The organism is Halomicrobium sp. HArcht3-1, from assembly GCF_058933345.1.
Map to the genome: position 1 here is coordinate 195,235 of NZ_JBZYDM010000006.1, position 19,446 is coordinate 214,680.

Annotated in this window: 16 protein-coding genes and 1 tRNA gene; 11 read left to right on the forward strand and 6 right to left on the reverse strand. The window is 64.2% G+C overall.

Annotation, left to right across the window (positions count from 1 at the left end; translation table 11 throughout):
• Positions 1–36: 36 nt before the first annotated feature.
• The 3 genes from tbsP (at position 37) to AC5FRW_RS12235 (ending at position 4,080) form a co-directional block, all read left to right on the forward strand.
• Positions 37–855 carry a transcriptional regulator TbsP gene (gene tbsP / locus AC5FRW_RS12225; protein ID WP_493568740.1) on the forward strand — a complete coding sequence of 273 codons (819 nt, stop codon included), beginning with the start codon at positions 37–39 and terminating at the stop codon, positions 853–855.
• 32 nt (positions 856–887) lie between these two features.
• Positions 888–2,633, forward strand: a complete 1,746-nt coding sequence (locus tag AC5FRW_RS12230) for a YcaO-like family protein (protein WP_493568741.1) — start codon at positions 888–890, stop codon at positions 2,631–2,633.
• Between the two features lie 145 nt (positions 2,634–2,778).
• Positions 2,779–4,080, forward strand: a complete 1,302-nt coding sequence (locus AC5FRW_RS12235; protein ID WP_493568742.1) for a hypothetical protein — start codon at positions 2,779–2,781, stop codon at positions 4,078–4,080.
• Here the strand turns inward: AC5FRW_RS12235 and AC5FRW_RS12240 are convergent.
• From AC5FRW_RS12240 to AC5FRW_RS12255, 4 genes are all read right to left on the reverse strand, one after another.
• A complete protein-coding gene (locus tag AC5FRW_RS12240; RefSeq protein ID WP_493568743.1) occupies positions 4,077–5,243 on the reverse strand; it encodes a DUF63 family protein in 1,167 nt (388 codons plus the stop codon). The genes AC5FRW_RS12235 and AC5FRW_RS12240 overlap by 4 nt on opposite strands.
• 97 nt (positions 5,244–5,340) lie before the next feature.
• Positions 5,341–6,171, reverse strand: coding sequence for an inositol monophosphatase family protein (locus AC5FRW_RS12245; RefSeq protein ID WP_493568744.1), 831 nt, complete (start codon positions 6,169–6,171; stop codon positions 5,341–5,343).
• Positions 6,172–6,223: 52 nt separating this feature from the next.
• The gene (locus tag AC5FRW_RS12250; RefSeq protein WP_493568745.1) at positions 6,224–6,421 is read right to left on the reverse strand and encodes a hypothetical protein; all 198 of its coding nucleotides are present in this window, start codon (positions 6,419–6,421) and stop codon (positions 6,224–6,226) included.
• A gap of 1,041 nt (positions 6,422–7,462) precedes the next feature.
• Positions 7,463–7,546, reverse strand: a tRNA-Leu gene (locus AC5FRW_RS12255).
• 98 nt (positions 7,547–7,644) lie between these two features.
• Between AC5FRW_RS12255 and AC5FRW_RS12260 the strand changes: the two genes are divergently transcribed.
• The 3 genes from AC5FRW_RS12260 to AC5FRW_RS12270 all read left to right on the forward strand — a co-directional run bounded on the left by AC5FRW_RS12260 (position 7,645) and on the right by AC5FRW_RS12270 (position 9,377).
• Positions 7,645–7,941, forward strand: a complete 297-nt coding sequence (locus tag AC5FRW_RS12260) for a DUF7501 family protein (RefSeq protein WP_493568746.1) — start codon at positions 7,645–7,647, stop codon at positions 7,939–7,941.
• 62 nt (positions 7,942–8,003) lie between these two features.
• On the forward strand, positions 8,004–8,534 hold the full coding sequence (locus AC5FRW_RS12265) for a DUF309 domain-containing protein (RefSeq protein ID WP_493568747.1): 531 nt from the start codon (positions 8,004–8,006) through the stop codon (positions 8,532–8,534).
• Positions 8,535–8,591: 57 nt separating this feature from the next.
• Positions 8,592–9,377 (forward strand): M14 family metallopeptidase, encoded by a 786-nt coding sequence (locus tag AC5FRW_RS12270; RefSeq protein ID WP_493568748.1) that lies wholly within the window; start codon positions 8,592–8,594, stop codon positions 9,375–9,377.
• Between the two features lie 12 nt (positions 9,378–9,389).
• Here AC5FRW_RS12270 and AC5FRW_RS12275 read toward each other — a convergent pair whose 3' ends face one another.
• Together AC5FRW_RS12275 and AC5FRW_RS12280 are read right to left on the reverse strand one after the other, a co-directional pair.
• The gene (locus AC5FRW_RS12275; protein WP_493568749.1) at positions 9,390–9,839 is read right to left on the reverse strand and encodes a UPF0179 family protein; all 450 of its coding nucleotides are present in this window, start codon (positions 9,837–9,839) and stop codon (positions 9,390–9,392) included.
• Positions 9,840–9,906: 67 nt separating this feature from the next.
• Positions 9,907–10,284, reverse strand: a complete 378-nt coding sequence (locus tag AC5FRW_RS12280) for a DUF5820 family protein (protein WP_493568750.1) — start codon at positions 10,282–10,284, stop codon at positions 9,907–9,909.
• Between the two features lie 947 nt (positions 10,285–11,231).
• Between AC5FRW_RS12280 and AC5FRW_RS12285 the strand changes: the two genes are divergently transcribed.
• The 5 genes from AC5FRW_RS12285 to AC5FRW_RS12305 are packed head-to-tail and all read left to right on the forward strand — an operon-like array spanning position 11,232 to position 19,319.
• A complete protein-coding gene (locus AC5FRW_RS12285) occupies positions 11,232–13,304 on the forward strand; it encodes a PrkA family serine protein kinase (RefSeq protein WP_493568751.1) in 2,073 nt (690 codons plus the stop codon).
• Complete coding sequence (locus tag AC5FRW_RS12290) at positions 13,304–15,586, forward strand: PrkA family serine protein kinase (protein ID WP_493568752.1); 2,283 nt, start codon at positions 13,304–13,306, stop codon at positions 15,584–15,586. Before AC5FRW_RS12285 ends, AC5FRW_RS12290 begins: the two co-directional genes overlap by 1 nt.
• Complete coding sequence (locus AC5FRW_RS12295) at positions 15,577–16,893, forward strand: YeaH/YhbH family protein (RefSeq protein ID WP_493568753.1); 1,317 nt, start codon at positions 15,577–15,579, stop codon at positions 16,891–16,893. The genes AC5FRW_RS12290 and AC5FRW_RS12295 overlap by 10 nt, the downstream gene beginning before the upstream one ends.
• Positions 16,890–18,881 carry a SpoVR family protein gene (locus tag AC5FRW_RS12300; protein WP_493568754.1) on the forward strand — a complete coding sequence of 664 codons (1,992 nt, stop codon included), beginning with the start codon at positions 16,890–16,892 and terminating at the stop codon, positions 18,879–18,881. Before AC5FRW_RS12295 ends, AC5FRW_RS12300 begins: the two co-directional genes overlap by 4 nt.
• Positions 18,882–18,938: 57 nt before the next feature.
• Complete coding sequence (locus AC5FRW_RS12305) at positions 18,939–19,319, forward strand: secondary thiamine-phosphate synthase enzyme YjbQ (RefSeq protein WP_493568755.1); 381 nt, start codon at positions 18,939–18,941, stop codon at positions 19,317–19,319.
• The last annotated feature ends 127 nt before the right edge of the window (positions 19,320–19,446 follow it).

The window sequence follows — 19,446 nt, forward strand, 5'->3', positions numbered from 1 at the left end:
TTAAATATGACAAAGTCGTAGATGTCTAACAGAACAATGCACACCAACTTACTCGAAGACGATATCGGGACGGTTCTCTCTGAGGCACTCGACAGTGAAAGCGAATCGCTGATGGTCGTGAACCCCTCCAGAGAGACCCTCTCTGAGCTAATTTCGGTTCTCGATGCACACGAGAGTCCACCCACGGTGCGACTGCTCGCGGAGAACCGTGCGCTGAAAGACGAGATGGGCGATTTCATCGTCGCGAGTACGGCTGCAGACCTTATCGAGGCCGACGTGCTCGAACTGAAAATTCTGTCGCGCGTTCCGAATCACTCGCTGCTGATCGGCTCCGAAAGTGTCGTCTCGCTGATCGACGCCGGTGACGCTGTCGCCGGACTCACCACCGACGAAGATGCGTTCCTCGACGACATCTCCTCGTTCTACGACGACCAGTGGGAGCGTGCCGACAGCTACTCGCTGCGGACGCCCGCGATGACGCGCGTCATGAGCACGCTCGAATCCGACATCGGCCCGGAGACCGCGGCCGACTTCGAGGGTGTCCTCTCCTCGCTCCAGACCGCCCGTGGCGACGGCGACGGTCTCGACGAAGTGACGATCAGCCTGCTCGTGGCCGCCAAGAACGGCGAACTGCTCTACGACATCAGCAAGTGGGGCGAAGACATCGGTCTCGCCAGCAAGGCGACGTTCTCCCGAACGAAGACGACCCTCGAAGACATGGGCCTGATCGACACGGAGAAAGTCCCGATCGATGTCGGCCGACCGCGCCTGCGTCTGATGCTCGGTGACGACCGACTGGAGTCGGCAGACAGTGACGAACTCGCGAGTGTCGCGCAGGGTATCCTCGCCTCCTAGTCCTTTTTACCCCGTCCCCGACACCCCTCCCCATGGCATCGGTAGTCGAAGTCGTGGGGAGTGGACCAGCGACAGAATCGATTCTCGCGACGCTTTCGGATCTGGACGTGCGCATCGAGCGCCGCGAGCGCCCCGCCATGGATGCCGCCGATTTCGCGGTCGTGGTCGCCGAGACCGGCGCACAGGTCTTCGAGACGGCGACCGAGCAGGCGCTGACGGCGGGGACCGCGTGGCTGGCCGTCGAACTCGGTGGGATCGGTGGCGCGGCGCTCACGCCCGCCGCGATCACTGGATTCGATCCCGAACGGGAGTGCTATCACTGTCTGCAAGGTCGCGTCGCCGCGAACACGACGGCGGACGCGGCGTCGGTCGACGACCCGGACGCCGCGACCGAACGCGTCGCCGGTGCGGTCGCCGGTGAAGCGGTCGCACAACATCTCACTGGGTCCGCCGACGAGGACGATCCAGCGGCCGGCGAGCGCTCGTCGATCCTCGGTCACACGATCGAACTCCCCTACGAGAAGCGTCGGTTCTTCCCGCTTCCGGGCTGTTCGTGCGCTGGCGAGCGCGACACGACCCTCGACCACAGCTACGACCCTGTCGATACCGAAACGGCGCTCGCTCGCGCAGAGCAGGCCCTCGACGACCGCGTCGGCATCGTCCAGCAGGTCGCCGAAGCCGAGTCGTTCCCGGCACCGTACTACCTCGCGCAGTTGACCGACACCGTCGGCTTTAGCGAGGTCACGGCACCGCGACAGGCCGCCGGGGTCGCCGCGGACTGGAACAGCGCGTTCATGAAAGCACTCGGTGAGTCCTACGAGCGCTACGCTGCCGGGGTCTACTCCGAGGCGGACGTGACGACGGCGACGGCCGCCGAACTCGACGGTGCGGTGTCGCCGTCGGCCTTCGTCGCACCGGACTCACGAGAGGTCGACGCCGAGACGGAACTTGACTGGGTCGCCGCCGAGCACCTCGGGACCGGAGCGTCGGCGATGGTCCCGGCGGAACTGGTCGTTCACCCGCCGGCCGACTCCGTGATTCGGCCGCCGCTGACGACTGGTCTCGGACTCGGTTCGGCCGGCTGTGGGGCGCTGCTTGCCGGTCTGTACGAGGTGATCGAGCGCGACGCTGCGATGCTGTCGTGGTACTCGACGTTCGAACCGCTCGGATTGACGGTCGAAGACGACGTGTTCGGGACGCTGTACGCCCGCGCCAAGTCGGAGGACCTGGCCGTGACGCCGCTGTTGCTGACGCAGGACGTCGACGTGCCGGTCGTCGCCGTCGCAGTCCACCGCGATGAGTGGCCCAGTTTCGCCATCGGCTCCAGTGCCCACCTCGATCCAGCACAGGCTGCACGCGGCGCACTCGAAGAGGCGCTCCAGAACTGGATGGAGCTGCGCGGGATGGGGCCGGAACAGGCCGAGGGGGCGAGCGGTGCGATCGGGGAGTACGCCCGGATGCCCGACCGAGCCGTCGATCTGCTGGACTACAGCCAGACGATTCCCGCCGCCGCGGTCGGTCCCGATCAGGTACCCGACGGCGAGGACGCACTCGCATTCCTCGTCGAGAAACTCGACGAGCGAAATCTGACGCCGTACGCCGCCCGGACGACGACGCGTGATCTCGATGCGCTGGGCTTCGAAGGCGTCCGTGTCCTCGTTCCCGAGGCCCAGCCACTCTTCCTCAGTGACCCGTTCTTCGGAGAGCGCGCCGAGCGAGTCCCCGAAGAACTGGGCTTTGAACCGGCGCTCGACCGGCCGTTCCATCCGTTCCCCTGATACGGACGGGTGTCGATCTGCCCCGGATACACCGCACACAGTCGTTCGACCGGGCAAGCGGCGTTACGATCCGTCTGCCCCGGTCGGTTCGATCGCCGTTTGAGTGTTCCGCACTTTCTTGTCTCCGTCGTTCGTGGCCGCCGACATGCGTCGCCGCCCCCTCGCCCTCGTCGCTCTCGTACTTCTCGTTTTCGCCACGTTCAGCGCTCCCATCGCCGGCGCACCGCCGCCTCGTCCGCTCTGTGACGCCTGCGGTGAGACGTTCGCCGAAACCGCTGACGGGTTCGGCGTCGATGTGGTCGTCGAACGCAGTACGGCGACCGTCCGTGTCCACGAGAACGGGACCGCGATATGGACCGTCCACAACGAACTCGCGCAATCGAGTGGCCTGGAACGACTGCGAGCGAACGAGAGCCACCGGACTGCGATCGCGGACCGCGCGATGTGGGACACCGAGTTACTTGGTTCGAACGTCTCCAGTGACGGCGTGGTGACGCTTCGCTACCGAGACCCCGAGTTCGCCGAGCGCGCTGTCGCGGGAACGGTGCGCTCGGGTGCGTTCACGGAGGCATACGGCTACCGCAATCTCGACGGTCTCGGTGCCGACCGGCTCACTGTCGTCGCACCGGATGGGATGGCGATCGGCTGGGCCGCGCCGGGCGCGACCGTCTCGGATGACCGGTCACGGATGACGCTGACCGCACTCGACGACACCGGGTTCGTCACGTTCGTCGAGTCCGATGATGCGCTCGCACCACTGTGGAGCCTGCTTTCGATCCTCGACCTCGTCGGTCCTGTCGTCGCGCTCAACGCTTTCGTTTCGGTCGGTCTCCCGACCGCGGTGTTTGGCGTTCTCTTCGGTGCCCTCAGTGGCGCGCTTGCGTGGCTCAGTCCCGACCTCTCGTCCGTCGCCGACCGGGTCCCCACCGCCCTCGGCATACTCGGCGTCGTCACCGCCGTCGGATCGCTGCTCGCGGCCACGGGGTCGTTCCTTGGTACGTCCGACGGACCGATGTTCGGTGCCGGTGTCGGAATCGCGACACTCGGCGCACTGCTCTCGGTGCGGGCGGGCCAGTCATATCGAGCCCTGCTCGGTCACTCGGCGATCGGTCTCGCCGTCGGTGCCGGCACGACCGTCGCGAGTGTGTCGCTGTTTCACTCGGGTGGTCTCCTCCGTTCAGAACTCGTGGCGCTGTGGTTCGCCGTGCCGGTGTTCGCGTGTCTCCCGGCCGGCTACGCGCTGTCGCGAGGACGCCGCCGGCTGGCCGTGATGACGGTCGTCGCCGGGTTCGCCGTCGCGGTCCTCTCGCGTTTCGCTCCGTTCGGGATTCCGTTCCTGCTGGGCTTTTTGAACACGTTCTACGCCGTTGCGGTAGTCATCTGTGGCCTGCCACTGGTGCTCGCTGGACACGCACTCGCCCGTGATCGTCCGCGGGAACGACGCTAGATCCCGAACGTGACCCGAAGCATGTCTCGCGTCCCGGGTCCGAGACCAACGGCGGTCACTGCGACGAGCAAGAGCAGGGCGTAGCGCTGGCTGTCCTCGACGAACTCCTCGGTGAACAGCCAGAGCACGAGCGAAGCGACGAGCATCTTCACGACGAGGAACGGCCACGAGGTACCGATGACGGCCGACAGTTCCGCCGGCTGGACTGACTCGGTCACGGCGATGATGATGCGGTTGGCGGGATGCTTCGCGAAGTAGTCACCGGGAATACCCAGCGCGTCGAGCCAGTCGCCCGTGAGCACGTTCGCGATGCCGTCGATGGCGTGGCCCCAGAGGACGAAAAAGCCGATGTAGCCCGTGGCGCTGCGCAGTTCCGGCCAGATCGCTTCGATGCCTCGCCAGTTGAGGTAGGCCAACACGACCGCGCCGACCACGACGATGGTCACCATCTGAGGGTACAGTGTGACGTACTCTTTGGTGACCGACAGCGCGAGCAGGTAGACGAGTGTCAGCCCGAGGAAGCCACTGCCGAGTACTCCCAGCGCCCGATTCCCGTCTTCGATCTGGCCGCTTCGTTCGAATCGACGGACGACGACCAGCGAGCCAAGCGTCAGCACGAACAGCGTAAAGTAGATGATCGGACTGACGAGCAGCGTATTCAGTGGGTAGGGGATCGCCGGGTCGATGCCGGCACGGACGGCGGCGTCGGTGGCGTCCTCGATGACTCGCAGCGAGCCACCGAGTAGCATGAACGGCACCAGCGGGTAGTACAGTTCGACATCCGTGACCAGATCGTACCGCTGGAGGCCGAGATACACGCCGACCAGCATGTACACGAGGACGACCATGTACCCGATCTCTGACGTGATCGTGTATCCCGGCTCCGCGTAGATCAGCCGACCGGCCGCTTGGGCCTGACTACACGCGCTACTGCTGTACAGTAGCTCGACGCTACTCCCGTCTCTGAGCGCACAGCGTGCGGCCTGTGCGTCGGCCGCGATCGGTCCCCAGAAGTACTGCCAGATGAAGCGATCCCAGACCGTCTGGGTCGCGACCCTCGCCGCCGCGATGACCAGCCCCACCAGCCCCACCAGCGACGCGAGCCAGAGCTTCAGTGGGTCCCGCCCGCCGAGTCTCGAATCCTGTCGAGCCTCCTGTTGCATGTGTGTTCCGGCGTGAGGTGGCTGTTTTAGCGTTCCGGTCCTGTGCGTCGCCCGTGGAAACCGCCACGACCCTCGTCACACGGTGGGACCAGCGGTATCATTCCATGGCCGCCTCGACCGCCGCCAGCACTTCGTCGTGGGCGGTCCCGTTCGACGCGACCATCCCCTCGCTGTCGGCGTGCCAGCGCTCGCCGTCGACGTCAGTCACCGTTCCGCCGGCTTCCCTGACCATGTGAACCCCCGCGACGGTGTCCCACGCGTTGGCCTGCTGGGTGCAGACCGCCGCGTCGAAGCCACCGTCCGCGAGCATCGCGAGCGTCGCCTGAAACGACCCGAGTCGGCGGATGTCGCCGAGGTGCTCGTCGGCGGCCCGGCACATCGCGCCGAACGCGTCGGGATCGGTCCAGCGATTGACCACCGCGACGAGGAACGCTTCGGGGTCGGTCGCCTCGCTGACGCGCATCGTCTTTCCGTCACGGCTGACGCTCTCTGGACCGGCCGCGTAGAGGTCGCCCATCGCCGGCAGGTAGTTCGCCGATCCGACCGGCTCGCCGTCGACCAGCGCCGTGACGCTCGTGGCCCACAGGCGACTCTCGCGGACGAAGTTCGTCGTCCCGTCGATGGGGTCGATGATCCACGACGCGCCGGTCTCGGGGATGTCATCGACCATCGTCGGCTCCGTCTCACCGCTCTCGGGACCGGATAGCTGTGGACTGTCTTCCTCGCAGACGAACTGATCGCCGGGAAACTCCTCTCTAATCGTCGCGACGACCTGCTGCTGGGTCTCGCGGTCGGCGACCGTCACCAGATCGGTCTTGTCGTCCTTGGTCTCGACGTCGAGGTGGCCGCGGAACTGCTCGCGGGCCACGACACCGCCGGCGCGTGCTGCTCGCTCGGCGATGGCTGCTCTGTGATGGGCGTCCGTCATGCTCGCGGGTGGGTCGCCCTGCTAAAAAGCCCCGTCGCTTCCGGCTGCCTGTCTACTGCTCCGGTGCCCGCTCGGCCGCTTCGAGGATGGACTCCGCGATGTCGCGGGCCTCCTCGGGGGTGTACAGTACTTGATTCCCGAGTGACTGTTCGATGCGGACGTAGCCGTCGTCGGTCTCGATGGAAAAGAACGCCGTGTTCTCCAGTGGCGTCACGTCCAGACCCGTCGGTTCTCGCTGGTCCGTTGCCATGCCTTAACATACCACGTCAATGGGCTTAAATCTACGCCCAGACGGATTTGTCTCGCACAGCGCACGAAATTACCTGAATGCACGCCAGCACCGGCGCTCTATGTGTCCTTACTCAGACGTGAGTCGCGGCGCTTTCCATCGGGCTGGCTGCACGGGGGGGCGACTGGTGGCTCCGGTGCCGTGAGCGTCGCTCTCCGTGTTAGTACGTCGGCGTAAATTTGCGAGGGAAGATCACTCCGTGTGGATCTTCCTGCACCGACTCGCTGTTTTGCGAGGGACCGCGGTAGTCCGATGCCCGACCGCTCTCACGTGCCGGACGACCGTCGTCGCCCGACGGCGACAGCGGTCGGTCACAGTGCGAGGGAAGGGATTTGAACCACGGGAAGACGGTCGGTCTCGTCGCCTCGACCGCTGCGACTTCCCTGCTTCAAATCCTTCCACTTGTGCATTCCGCGCCGACACGTGGTGTCGCCGCGTCATGCGAGGAAGGGATTTGAACCCTTGGACCACCGGAAGACTCGCTTGCTCACGGCTTCGCCGTTCGCTATCGCGGTTTTCACTCCGTTCAAACCGCGCACCGCTCGTCTTCCGAGCAATCGCTCGCTTCGCTCGCGATGACCCTACGGGAGCGGATCGTGAGTCCGCCGCCGTATCCAAGCGTGGCTGTTTGTGTCTGTCCGCTGTAGAAGTTTGCGAGGGAAGATCACTCCGTGTGGATCTTCCTGCACTGTTTGCGAGGGACCGCGGTAGTCCGATGCCCGACTACTCTCACGTACCGGGCGGCTGTCGTCGCCCGGCGGCGAGAGCGGTCGGTCACAGTGCGAGGGAAGGGATTTGAACGACCGTCGGATGTGGTCCGACGTTGTTCAAATCTCTCCGTGTGCACTTCGCTCGGCGCGTTAGTGCGCCTCGCTACAGTGCGAGGGAAGGGGTTTGAACCACGGGAAGACGGTCGGTCTCGTCGCCTCGACCGCTGCGACTTCCCTGCTTCAAATCCTTCCACTTGTGCATTCCGCGCCGACACGGTGTGTCGCCGCGTCATGCGAGGGAAGGGATTTGAACCCTTGGACCCCTACGGGAGCGGATCTTGAGTCCGCCGCCGTTTCCAGGCTTGGCTACCCTCGCACGCTTGCATTCGTAGGGAACGGAGGGAAGTATAAATGCGGCACGAAACGCTGTGGGGCACCGAATCGTTTTTTCGCGGTCCCGCTGAAGCGCCAGCCATGCCCTCCGACCCCGACTACTGTCCGTTCTGCGGTGCGCGGTTGTCGATGGACGAATCGCTCGACGACCACTTCGATGCGCACGACGACTGCGCGGCGTCGTTCACACAGTGGAACTCGGGCGGCTCGTCGAGCGTGGTACGCATGCCGAGTGACGCCCAGCGCGCGACCGTGTGGGTCCTCGTCGCCGTGATCATGCTGTACGCGCTCGTGATCCAGGGGTCGATTTTGCTCGGCGTCATCGCCAGCGGCATCGTCTTTATCGCCAGCCGAATCGACTGGGCCGGGCTCGCTTGATCGAGGAGGAGCAAAGCCAAGTGGAGCGGTGGGATTACCAGCCTGCGTCCCGTCTCTCTGGTATGGACGAACACACTCGCGACCCGAGCGTCGGGCCGCCGGACGGAAACCCGACCGGGTGGCGCGACGACGGCCGCTGGGAGCACGCGACGCTCCGACGTGCGGTCGTCCACGGCGTGCGTCTGTACAACGCGGGCGAGTATCACGAATCCCACGACTGTTACGAAGACGAGTGGTACAACTACGGCCGCGGCAGCGTCGAGAGCAAATTCCTCCACGCGATGGTGCAGGTGGCCGCCGGCGCGTACAAGCACTTCGACTTCGAGAGCCCCCAGCAGCGTGCGACGGGGAACCCAAACGGGGATCCCCCGGAAGGGGACGACGAGGGGATGCGCTCGCTGTTTCGCACGTCGCTGCAGTACTTTCAGGGAGTTCCCGGGGACTTCTACGGCGTCGACGTCCTCGACGTGCGGACGACGTTGACGAACGCGCTCGACGATCCGACGGTCCTGCACGACTGGCAGATCAGGCTCGACGGCGACTATCCCACCGCGCGCGAGGCGGACTTCGAGTTCGTCGAACGTCTGGAGTGAGATCGCCGTGATACACGAAGCGAGGCACTCTTTTTGCGCCAGATCGTTCACTCGTCTGTGTACGTCGAACAACTGGGCACCGGGGAGCCTGCGGTCGCGGTCGTGGGTGGGATTCACGGAGACGAACCCTGTGGGGTCCACGCTGTCGAGACGCTCCTGTCGGAAGCACCGGCCGTCGAGCGTCCGGTCGCGTTCGTCCTCGCCAACGAGGAAGCGATCGAACGGGAGCGGCGCTACGTCGACGCAGACCTGAACCGCTCGTTCCCCGGCGATCCTGATTCGCCGGTCCACGAGGAACGACTCGCCGCCGCACTCGTCGAGAAAATCGGTGACTGTACGACGCTGGCGCTGCACTCGACCCAGTCCTACGAAGGCATGTTCGCCCTCGTCGATGCCGTTGACGACCGCTGGCGACGCATCTGCCCGCAGTTACCCATCGACGCCGTCATCGAGACGCGCGACACGAACGAGGGACGGATCTTCTCGGGCGTGCCAGCCACGGTCGAAGTCGAGTGTGGGTATCAGGGGTCACAGGCGGCCGCCGACAACGCGGTGCGCATCACTCGGGCGTTCCTGCGAGCGCTCGACGTGTTGGCAGGCGAACCGGCGGGTGCCGACGGCGACCTCCCCGTGTTCGACCTCTGCCGGCCGATTCCCAAGGGTATGGGCGAAGTGTACGAAGTCTATGCCAGCAACTTCGAGCGGGTGGCCGCGGGCGAACAGTTCGCCGCGACGGACGGTGAGCCAGTCGTGGCCGACGAAGACTTCTATCCCGTCCTCCTCTCGCCCGAGGGGTACGAGGACGTGTTCGGGTACACCGCAGAACGCGTCGGCACGCTGTAGCGACCGGTCGACTTACTCGTCGGGCGCAGCGAACTCGACGAGCGTCAGGTCACGGTCCAGTCCACAGTAGTCGTGGGGTGGGTCGCCGATGACCTCGTCGATGCGATACTCCTCGTCGAAGGCCCCCCCGGCGGGTTCGCAGTACTCGTGGCTCGGACAGCCGGTGTAGGGACATGGCCCTTCGAGCGTGGCGCTACTTCCGGCGTAGGCTCCTTTCGAAGCGACGTTGGCCTTGATCGGGGCCGGTTCGACCTCGACGGCTTTGACGCCCTCGTCGTGGACGGCGCAGTCGAGCAACTGGCCGGACTCGCGCACGTCCGTCACACGATAGCGACGCCCCTCAGTGAGATTGAGACACTGGTCGCGATACGGACAGCCCTCGCACCCACTGGCCTCCCCTCGGTAGACGAATTCCTCGCCGGTCGAGGCCAGACGAGCGCCGATCAGCGTGACTGTGGTCATGGGGGCGTCTACACGTGCCAGCACATTATAGGGTATCGGCCCGGGACGCCCCGACGAGTTCGCGTGCTCACTCGCGCCCGGTCAGGTCGTCGAGACGCTGAAAGTACGCTTCGCGGGGGACCTGATATTGGTCACGGTAATCGATCTCTCCAGCCGCGAACTCCTCGGCGAGTGCCACGGCAGCATCGACGGCTTCCGCTCGGCTCTCGTAGCTGTCGGTGCCACAGTCCACGTCGGGTTCGAGATACAGCGTCACGAACCAGTCCGCGCCGACGCGCTCGCCGCCCGGGCGTCGGCCCCGTCGGCCGCGGGTGACGTAGATGGTCGGCATGCACGGGGCCGGGAGGTCGCCACCGTCGAACACGTCCGGTCGGTAGGCGAGGACGATACGTGCGTCTTCCTCGTTCCAGACGACCCACGCGGTCCCGAGCGAGTCGAGTGCCATACACAGGCTCCGACACGTGTGGAAAAGAGTCCAGCGGTCCGGGTTCGAAAGCGTTCCACCCACTATTTAAACGCAGTCGGTTTGGATCGGTCAAGCGGATCACCGATCTTCCTGTGTTGGCGCACTTTTCGACACACGAGGTTTGGAAGTAATGATGTGTGAGCAGGAGTCGAAGCAAGTGTTATGTGCCTCACTGCCCTCCAATTGATCTGTCCGCTGTCACGAACGCGGTCTCCGGTGTCTACGGGGCCCCGTTCGACAGGAGGAGCACATCGTGTCTCTCACCCAAGAGCACCTGCTATGGCTGCAACTGCTGGTCGCCGCCCTGTCGATCCCAGCACAGCTACTGACGATCGCAGCCGTGGTATCGGAGTTCCGGGCGCGCGCCGATTCCGATGCTGGGACGGCCCCGGCACAGGGCCGCGACAGGCCCAGAACGACAGTGCTCGTCGTCGACCCCGCATCCGTCTCACGAGTTCGCTCGCCGGTGCCGATCCGTCCCCGAAATCCATGGACGGCATCGGACTTGCGCTGTCCCTGTGGCCGCCGGCCCACCCAGTATCATATAAGTGCCTGTTGTTCGCTCTCACTCAGTAGTTCGGAGCTACCGGCTTACGCAACCGTACTTTCTCGACAAAAAACCTTGGAATTAATGGCGGGTGAGTGGGGGGTCGAGGCAACTGTTATATGGTCACAAGACTCATACAATAAATAGTATCGGAAACGGTTCCGGTCAGCGGTATGGTACCAACCCTCAGAACGGTGTCCCCGTGACGCCGGTTGGTACGTATGAACATGGCATGCACCCATCGAACGACGCAGTCACGCATCGCCCGGTCGCGAGAGCGGGTGTTGTGGCGTCGGCTTACTGCTGTGACGAACGGTTCCCGAGACAGGGGTCTCTGCGCGACTAACCACGTCGTCAGCGCCCCAGACGCTGTGATAGCATGACAGGCACCAAAGAATCACTCGAAGAGTTGAGCAGAGAGTACCAGGACTCCATCCCTGCGGACTTGCGGACGACCCACTCGTTCGACTGGTATCTCGACGAACTGTACGACGATCCTCGGATCGCCCGCAACGCCCACCAGCGGGTGGCGGATATGTTCGATTACTACGGCACCGAGTACGACGAGGACGCCGGGGTCGTCGAGTACAAACTGGCCTCCGAAGACCCACTGCACGACGGCGAGAACACCTTCTACGGTCGCGTCGTCCACGAGGCGATGCACGAGTTCGTCAACAAGGTCAAATCGGGGGCTCGCGGTCTCGGTCCCGAAAAGCGAATCAAACTGATGCTCGGGCCGGTCGGGTCGGGCAAGTCCGACTTCGACCGGCAGGTCCGTCGCTACTTCGAAGACTACACGCTACTCGACGAGGGGCGGATGTACACCTTCCGCTGGACGAACCTCTGTGACGTGATCGACGATCAGGACCCGGCCGACGACATCGTCCGGTCGCCGATGAATCAGGACCCGATCGTCCTCTTGCCACAGAAGCAACGCGACCGGGTGATCGAAGACATCAACGAGACGCTCGACGCACCGTACACGATCCGCAACGAGCAGGCGCTCGACCCGGCCAGTGAGTTCTACATGGATCGCCTGCTGGCTCACTACGACGACGACCTGCAGGCCGTCTTGGAGAACCACGTCGAGATCATCCGCTTCGTCGCCGACGAGAACCAGCGCCAGGGGATCGAGACGTTCGAACCCAAGGACAAGAAGAATCAGGACGAGACCGAACTGACCGGCGACGTGAACTACTCGAAGATCGCGATCTACGGCGAGAGCGATCCGCGAGCGTTCGATTACTCCGGGGCGTTCTGTAACGCGAACCGCGGTATCTTCTCCGGCGAGGAACTGCTGAAACTCCAGCGCGAGTTCCTCTACGACTTCCTGCACGCGACCCAGGAACAGACGATCAAGCCCAAGAGCAACCCCCGGATCGACATCGATCAGGTGATCGTCGGCCGGACGAACATGCCCGAGTACCGCGACAAGAAGGGCGACGAGAAGATGGAGGCGTTCAACGACCGCACCAAGCGCATCGACTTCCCGTACGTGCTGGGCTACGAGGACGAGGCCCAGATCTACCGGAAGATGCTGCGAAACGCCGACTTGCCGGACATCCAGGTCGAACCACACACGCTGGAGATGGCGGGTCTCTTCGGCGTTCTTACCCGCATCGAAGAGCCGGACGCCGAGAAGGTCGACATGCTCCAGAAGGCCAAAGCCTACAACGGCGAGATCGGTGAAGCCGAGGACGTGGACGTGAAGAAACTCCGCGAGGAGGCCGCAGCGACCGCCGACATCGGCGAGGGGATGGACGGCGTCTCGCCGCGGTTCATCGGCGACGAGATCGCAGAGGCGATCATGGACTCGATGCACCGCGACCGGCAGTTCCTCTCGCCGCTGACGACGTTCAATCACCTCGAAGGGAACCTCGAAAACCACGGCTCGATCGCCGAAGAGAAGTTCTCGACGTACTACCGGTACCTCGAACTCGTCCGTGAGGAGTACAAGGAGCGAGCCATCGAGGACGTGCGCCACGCACTGGCCTACGACATCGACGAGATCCAGCGCCAGGGCGAGAAGTACATGGACCACGTGATGGCCTACATCGACGACGACACCGTCGAGGACGATCTGACGGGCCGCGAGCAGGAACCGGACGAGCAGTTCCTGCGCTCGGTCGAGGAGAAACTCGACCTGCCCGAGGACCGCAAGGACGACTTCCGACAGGAAGTGTCGAACTGGGTCTCGCGGCGCGCACGCGAAGGAGACACGTTCAATCCGCAGGACAACGACCGCCTGCGGCGCGCGCTGGAGCGAAAGCTCTGGGAAGACAAGAAACACAACATCAACTTCTCTGCGCTGGTCTCCAGCGGCGAGATGGACGACGACGAGCGCAACGAGTGGATCGACGCACTGATCGAGCAGGGCTACTCCGAGGAAGGAGCCAAGGAGGTGCTGGAGTTCGCCGGTGCAGAGGTCGCCAAAAGCGAGATGGAAGAGTAATGAGTGGCGAGGACTTCATCGGTCGCGCGGACGAGGCGCTCGATCAGACCTACGAAGAGCCGATGAGCCTCTCGGCGTACGTCGACCGCCTGCTAGAGCACCCGGAACTGGCCTCCCACGCCTCGAAGTACCTGCTCGACGCCATCGAGGACGCCGGCACGCGAAGCGTCATCGAAGAGGGCGAGCGAAAGGAGCGCTACCGCTTCTTCGACGACCCGCACAACGACGGCGAGCACGCCATCCTCGGCAACACGGAGGTCCTGAACAAACTCGTCGACGACCTCCGATCCATCGCTGCCGGTCGCGGCAAGGACGAGAAGATCATCTGGCTCGAAGGCCCGACGGCGACGGGCAAGTCCGAACTCAAGCGCTGTCTCATCAACGGCCTGCGGGAGTACTCTCGCACCGACGACGGCCGCCGATACACCGTCGAGTGGAACGTCTCCGGCGCGGGGTCGAGCGACAGTGCGCTGACCTACGGCGATAGCCCGGCCGAGGACGAGGACGACTGGTACGCCAGTCCGGTGCAGGTCAATCCGCTGACCGTCTTCCCGATGGACGTGCGCCGGGACCTGCTGGCACAGCTAAACGACAGGCTCGACGATCACGTGAGTCTGCAGGCAAACGGCAAGCTCGATCCGTTCTCCCGGGAGGCCTACGAGTTCCTCGAAGAGCAGTACCGACGCGACGGCGTCACGGACCTGTTCTCGGCCGTGACGGACCCGAAGCACCTGCGGATCAAGAACTTCGTCGTCGACGTGGGCGACGGTATCGGCGTACTCCACTCCGAAGACGAGGGGTCACCCAAGGAACGGCTGGTCGGGTCGTGGATGCACGGGATGCTGCGTGAACTCGACTCGCGCGGGCGCAAGAACCCACAGGCCTTCTCCTACGACGGCGTCCTCTCGCAGGGCAACGGCCTGCTGACCATCGTCGAGGACGCGGCCCAGCACGCCGACCTGCTCCAGAAACTGCTCAACGTCCCCGACGAGGGCCACGTGAAACTGGACAAGGGCATCGGGATGGACATCGACACGCAGTTGATCATCATCTCGAATCCCGATCTGGAGGCGCGCCTGAATCAACACGCCGAGCGCGAGGGACAGGACCCGCTGAAGGCCCTGAAGCGCAGACTGGACAAACACGAGTTCACGTATCTGACGAATCTCTCGCTGGAGGCCGAACTGCTCCGGCGCGAACTCACGAACGAGACGAGCGTCTGGGACGCCGACTCGTGGGACGAACTCGAAGACTGGATTCAGGAACCCTTGACCGTCGCCGTCCGGGACAGTTCGAGCAGGGTGACCGACGTAGAACTGGCTCCGCACGCTATCGAGGCCGCGGGGATGTTCGCGGTCGTCTCGCGACTCGACGGCTCGGACGTGCCCGGCGGACTGGACCTCGTCGACAAGGCGCTCCTGTTCGACCGTGGCTATCTGCAGGAGGGCGACGAGCGAATCGCCGTCGAGGACTTCGACCTCGGTGAGAACGCAGACGATGGCGAGGGTGGCATCCCTGTCACCTTCACCCGTGACGTGATCGCCGACCTGCTCCACGAGGAGCAGGACCGCCACCACCCGAACCTGCCCGTCGAGAACGTCATCATGCCACGGGACGTGCTCAATCGGATGGCCGAGAAGCTCGGGACTGCCCCGGTGTTCTCACCGACCGAGGCCACGGAGTTCGAAGAGCGGGTCGTCCCGGTGAAAAACTACATCTTCGGCGAGCAGGAACGCGACGTGCTCGATGCGATCATGCGCGACAAGCGCGTCGACACCTCGACCGTCGAGGAGTACATCGAACACGTCTACGCCTGGGATGGCGACGAACAGATCGAGAACGAGCGCGGCGAGTACGAGGAGCCGGATCCGCTGAAGATGAAGATCTTCGAGATCGAGCACCTCGGGCGCTTCGCCGAAGAGAACTACGACGGGAACGACCCCGACGACGCGGTCCGACAGTTCCGCACCGAGAAGATCATCACGGCGCTGAACCGCCACGCGTGGCAGTCCCGTGACGACGAGTTCCGCGTCAGCGATGTCAACCCCAAGGAGATACCGGTCATCCAGACCGTCCTCGGGAGTCACGACTGGGCCGACGTGAAACGGACCTACGAGGACTTCGACCCGCGCCAGTGGGACAATCCACCGAGCGGGACCGAGACGGCCGATCTCAAAGCGGAGACGATCGAGAACATGCGAGAGTTGTTCGACTACAGCGAGGCGTCGGCCGAACTGACGAGCCGCCACGTCATGAGCCAGGTGAGTTACAAATGGGACTGAAAGACGACCTCGAACGGTATCGTGAGGTCGGCGAGGAACGACGACAGGACCTCGCGGACTTCATCCAGTACGGCGATCTGGGTCAGAGTCGCCAGGACTCGGTCCAGATCCCGATCAAGATCGTCGACCTGCCGGAGTTCGCGTACGACCAGCGCGACATGGGCGGCGTCGGACAGGGACAGGGCGGCCAGCCCCAGCCCGGTGATCCGGTCGGCCAGCCCCAGCCAGATCAGGACGGCGACGAAGACGGCGAGCCGGGCGAGGAGGGCGGCCAGCACGAGTACTACGAGATGGACCCCGAGGAGTTCGCACAGGAACTCGACGAGCAACTCGGACTCGACCTCGAACCGAAAGGCAAGAAGGTGATCGAGGAGGTCGAAGGCGACTTCACCGACATCACCCGGACCGGCCCGTCCTCGACGCTCGACTTCGAACGACTGTTCAAGCAGGGACTCAAGCGGAAGCTGGCGATGGATTTCGACGAGAACTTCGTCCGCGAAGCGCTCAAAGTCGACGGCTGGGGACCGGCGACGGTGTTCGAGTGGGCGCGCGAGGAGAACATCCCGGTCTCGAAGGCGTGGATCGACGACGCCTACGACGAACTGCCCGCCGACGAGACGGCGACGTGGGCGAGCATCGACGAGATGCGCGACAACGTCGAGCGAGAGGACACCGCGACCCGGATCCGCCGGGAGGGCGTCGAGGAGATTCCCTTCCGCCGGGAAGACGAGCGCTACCGCTACCCCGAAATCGAGGAGGAACGCGAGAAGAACGTCGTCGTCGTCAACATCCGCGACGTGTCCGGGTCGATGCGCCAGAAGAAACGGGAACTCGTCGAACGGACGTTCACGCCGCTTGACTGGTACCTCCAGGGCAAGTACGACCACGCCGAGTTCGTCTACATCGCCCACGACGCCGACGCGTGGGAAGTCGACCGCGACGAGTTCTTCGGCATCCGATCGGGTGGTGGCACCCGTATCTCCAGCGCCTACGAAGTCGCGCTGGATCGGCTCGAAGAGGAGTATCCCTGGAGCGACTGGAACCGCTACGTCTTCGCCGCGGGTGACTCAGAGAACTCCTCGAACGACACCGAGGAACACGTGATTCCACTGATGGAGGAGATTCCGGCCAACCTCCACGCGTACGTCGAGACCCAGCCGTCGGGCAACGCGATCAACGCGACCCACGCCGAGGAGGTCGAACGGCACTTCCGCGGCGAGAACGGTGTGGCCGTCGCCTACGTCTCCACGCCGGAGGACGTGGTCGACGCCATCTACGAGATCCTGAGCACGGAGGACGACCAATGACGACCGACGACCACATCAGAAAACAGCGCGTCGCTGGCGACCTCGAAGAGCCAGTGACCGAGGCGGCCAGACTCGCGAAGAAACTCGGTCTCTCGCCGTATCCGGTCAATTACTGGATCGTCGACTACGACGAGATGAACGAACTGATCGCCTACGGCGGCTTCCAGCACCGATACCCTCACTGGCGCTGGGGGATGCAGTACGACCGCCAGCAAAAGCAGGGCCAGTTCCTCGGCGGGAAGGCCTTCGAGATCGTCAACAACGACAAGCCGGCCCACGCGTTCCTGCAGGAGTCGAACGAACTGGCCGACCAGAAGGCCGTCATCACGCACGTCGAGGCCCACGCCGACTTCTTCGCGAACAACGAGTGGTTCGGCCTGTTCGCCGACGACCCCGACGCGTCGGCGATGCTGGCTCGCCACGCCGAGACGATTCAGGAGTACATGCAGGACCCCGAGATCGATCGGGCCGAGGTCGAGAAGTGGATCGACCACGTCCTCTGTCTGGAGGACAACATCGACCAGCACAAGCCCTACTCGCCCGTCGGGAGTCACGATCGGCCCGAAGACGTGGACTTAGAAGAGGTCGCCGACCAGCTAGACGACCTCGAACTCTCCGAGGAAGTCCGTCGGCAGGTCTTTACCGAGGAGTGGCTCGACGCCCAGACCGACGACGACGAGCCGATCACGTTCCCCGAGGAACCACAGAAAGACGTGCTCGCGTTCTTGCGCCAGCACGGGATGCAGTACGACCGCGAGGGCCAGCAAGCCGTCGAGATGGCGGACTGGCAGATCGACATCCTCGGTATCCTGCGTCGGGAGGCGTACTACTTCGCCCCCCAGAAGATGACGAAGGTGATGAACGAGGGGTGGGCCGCCTACTGGGAGTCGATGATGATGGGCGAGGAGCTGTTTGCCGGCGACGACGAGTTCGTCCTCTATGCCGACCATCAGGCCCGCGTGCTCGGCTCGCCGGGGCTGAACCCCTACAAACTCGGCAAAGAGCTGTGGGAGTACCTCGAAAACAGCGAGAACCGCCGCGAGGTCGTCGAGCGCCTGCTGCGCGTCGAAGACGTGACGTGGCGGAACTTCCACGACGTGATCGACTTCACTGAGGTGCAGGACCTCATCGCGCCCGATCCGCTGCTCGAAGACGTGCCGGGGAACCTCGATGCGTTCGATCCAGCGGACCCTCGCGTCGACGCCGAGGCACTCGAAGCGGCCAGAAACGGGGACCTCGACGTCGACGCGTACCCGTGGAAGGTACTGACCACCGAGGGGCTGGCCGAACGCCACTACTCGCTGGTCAAGCCCCAGTACCGCGGTTTCGTCTCGCGGATCGCCCAGTCCGATCTCGAACGCATCTCGCGGTACATGTTCGACGACGCCCGCTACAGTACCATCGAGGAGGCGCTGGCCGATGTCGAGTACACCCGCGGGTGGGATCGGATGCGCGAGGTCCGGGAGAGTCACAACGACGTGACCTTCCTCGACGAGTTCCTCACTCAGGAGTTCGTCGACGAGCACAACTACTTCACCTACGAGTACACCCACTCGTCGGGTGACTTCCGCGCGACCTCGACGGCCGCCGAGGACGTGAAAAAGAAGCTGATGCTCCAGTTCACGAACTTCGGCAAGCCGACGATCACCGTCGAGGACGGGAACTATCGAAATCGGAACGAACTCCTCCTGACCCACCAGTACAACGGCGTCGTACTGGACCTCGGGCAGGCACAGGAGACGCTCGAGCGCGTGTTCGAACTCTGGGGTCGCCCGGTCAATCTGCTGACCATCGACAAGCAGTTCGACGAACACGACGTGGAGGTCGCCCGTCGTCGGGACCGTGAACCCGAACCCGAGGAAGTCGGTCGGCGCATCCGCTACGACGGCGAGGAGATCACGATGCAGGAGGTCGACTGGTCCGAAGTCGAGCATCTCGACGCCGACGACATCGACTACGACACCAAGCCCGAAGAGTGGGTGTCGTAGTCGCGCCGACGCTGTGCCGGGGAAAGACAGTTCTATTTCTTGCCCGTGTGTTCCGGTATGTCACGATTCACCGTCAGTACCGAGGACCGGCTCTCCGTCGTCGACATCACCGACCGCGTTCGGGCACACCTCCCCGACGACGCCGACGGGACCGCGACGGTGTTCGTTCGCCACACCACGGCAGCGATCACCGTCAACGAGCGCGAATCCCGTCTGCTGGGGGACTTCGAGACGGCGCTCGCCGACCTCGTCCCGGACGAGGGCTGGCAACACGATGACCTCGACGGGAACGCCGACTCGCACATCAGGGCGCTGTTGATCGGTCCGAGCGTGACCATCCCGGTCAGTGACGGCGAACTCGACCTGGGAACGTGGCAATCGGTGCTGCTCGTCGAGTGTGACGGCCCGCGTGAGCGGGCGGTCGACGTGCGGGCGTGATCGCTTCAAGACACGTTGTAGCCTCCACGAAGCACTTTACATCGACGGGCGTCGCCTCGGATGTCGACAGTCCCTGTCGACGGTCCACTATGACGACATCCTCCACCGAACCCGACGACATCGCGGA

Bases quoted from the DNA above. Each gene is read 5' to 3' on its own strand.
- AC5FRW_RS12280 (WP_493568750.1), bottom strand. From the start codon at position 10,284: ATGGCACTCGACTCGCTCGGGACCGCGTGGGTCGTCTGGAACGAGGAA.
- AC5FRW_RS12275 (WP_493568749.1), bottom strand. From the start codon at position 9,839: ATGACCACAGTCACGCTGATCGGCGCTCGTCTGGCCTCGACCGGCGAG.
- AC5FRW_RS12265 (WP_493568747.1), top strand. From the start codon at position 8,004: ATGGACGAACACACTCGCGACCCGAGCGTCGGGCCGCCGGACGGAAAC.
- AC5FRW_RS12260 (WP_493568746.1), top strand. From the start codon at position 7,645: ATGCCCTCCGACCCCGACTACTGTCCGTTCTGCGGTGCGCGGTTGTCG.
- AC5FRW_RS12240 (WP_493568743.1), bottom strand. From the start codon at position 5,243: ATGCAACAGGAGGCTCGACAGGATTCGAGACTCGGCGGGCGGGACCCA.
- AC5FRW_RS12285 (WP_493568751.1), top strand. From the start codon at position 11,232: ATGACAGGCACCAAAGAATCACTCGAAGAGTTGAGCAGAGAGTACCAG.
- tbsP (WP_493568740.1), top strand. From the start codon at position 37: ATGCACACCAACTTACTCGAAGACGATATCGGGACGGTTCTCTCTGAG.
- AC5FRW_RS12245 (WP_493568744.1), bottom strand. From the start codon at position 6,171: ATGACGGACGCCCATCACAGAGCAGCCATCGCCGAGCGAGCAGCACGC.
- AC5FRW_RS12230 (WP_493568741.1), top strand. From the start codon at position 888: ATGGCATCGGTAGTCGAAGTCGTGGGGAGTGGACCAGCGACAGAATCG.
- AC5FRW_RS12305 (WP_493568755.1), top strand. From the start codon at position 18,939: ATGTCACGATTCACCGTCAGTACCGAGGACCGGCTCTCCGTCGTCGAC.
- AC5FRW_RS12290 (WP_493568752.1), top strand. From the start codon at position 13,304: ATGAGTGGCGAGGACTTCATCGGTCGCGCGGACGAGGCGCTCGATCAG.
- AC5FRW_RS12300 (WP_493568754.1), top strand. From the start codon at position 16,890: ATGACGACCGACGACCACATCAGAAAACAGCGCGTCGCTGGCGACCTC.
- AC5FRW_RS12250 (WP_493568745.1), bottom strand. From the start codon at position 6,421: ATGGCAACGGACCAGCGAGAACCGACGGGTCTGGACGTGACGCCACTG.
- AC5FRW_RS12235 (WP_493568742.1), top strand. From the start codon at position 2,779: ATGCGTCGCCGCCCCCTCGCCCTCGTCGCTCTCGTACTTCTCGTTTTC.
- AC5FRW_RS12295 (WP_493568753.1), top strand. From the start codon at position 15,577: ATGGGACTGAAAGACGACCTCGAACGGTATCGTGAGGTCGGCGAGGAA.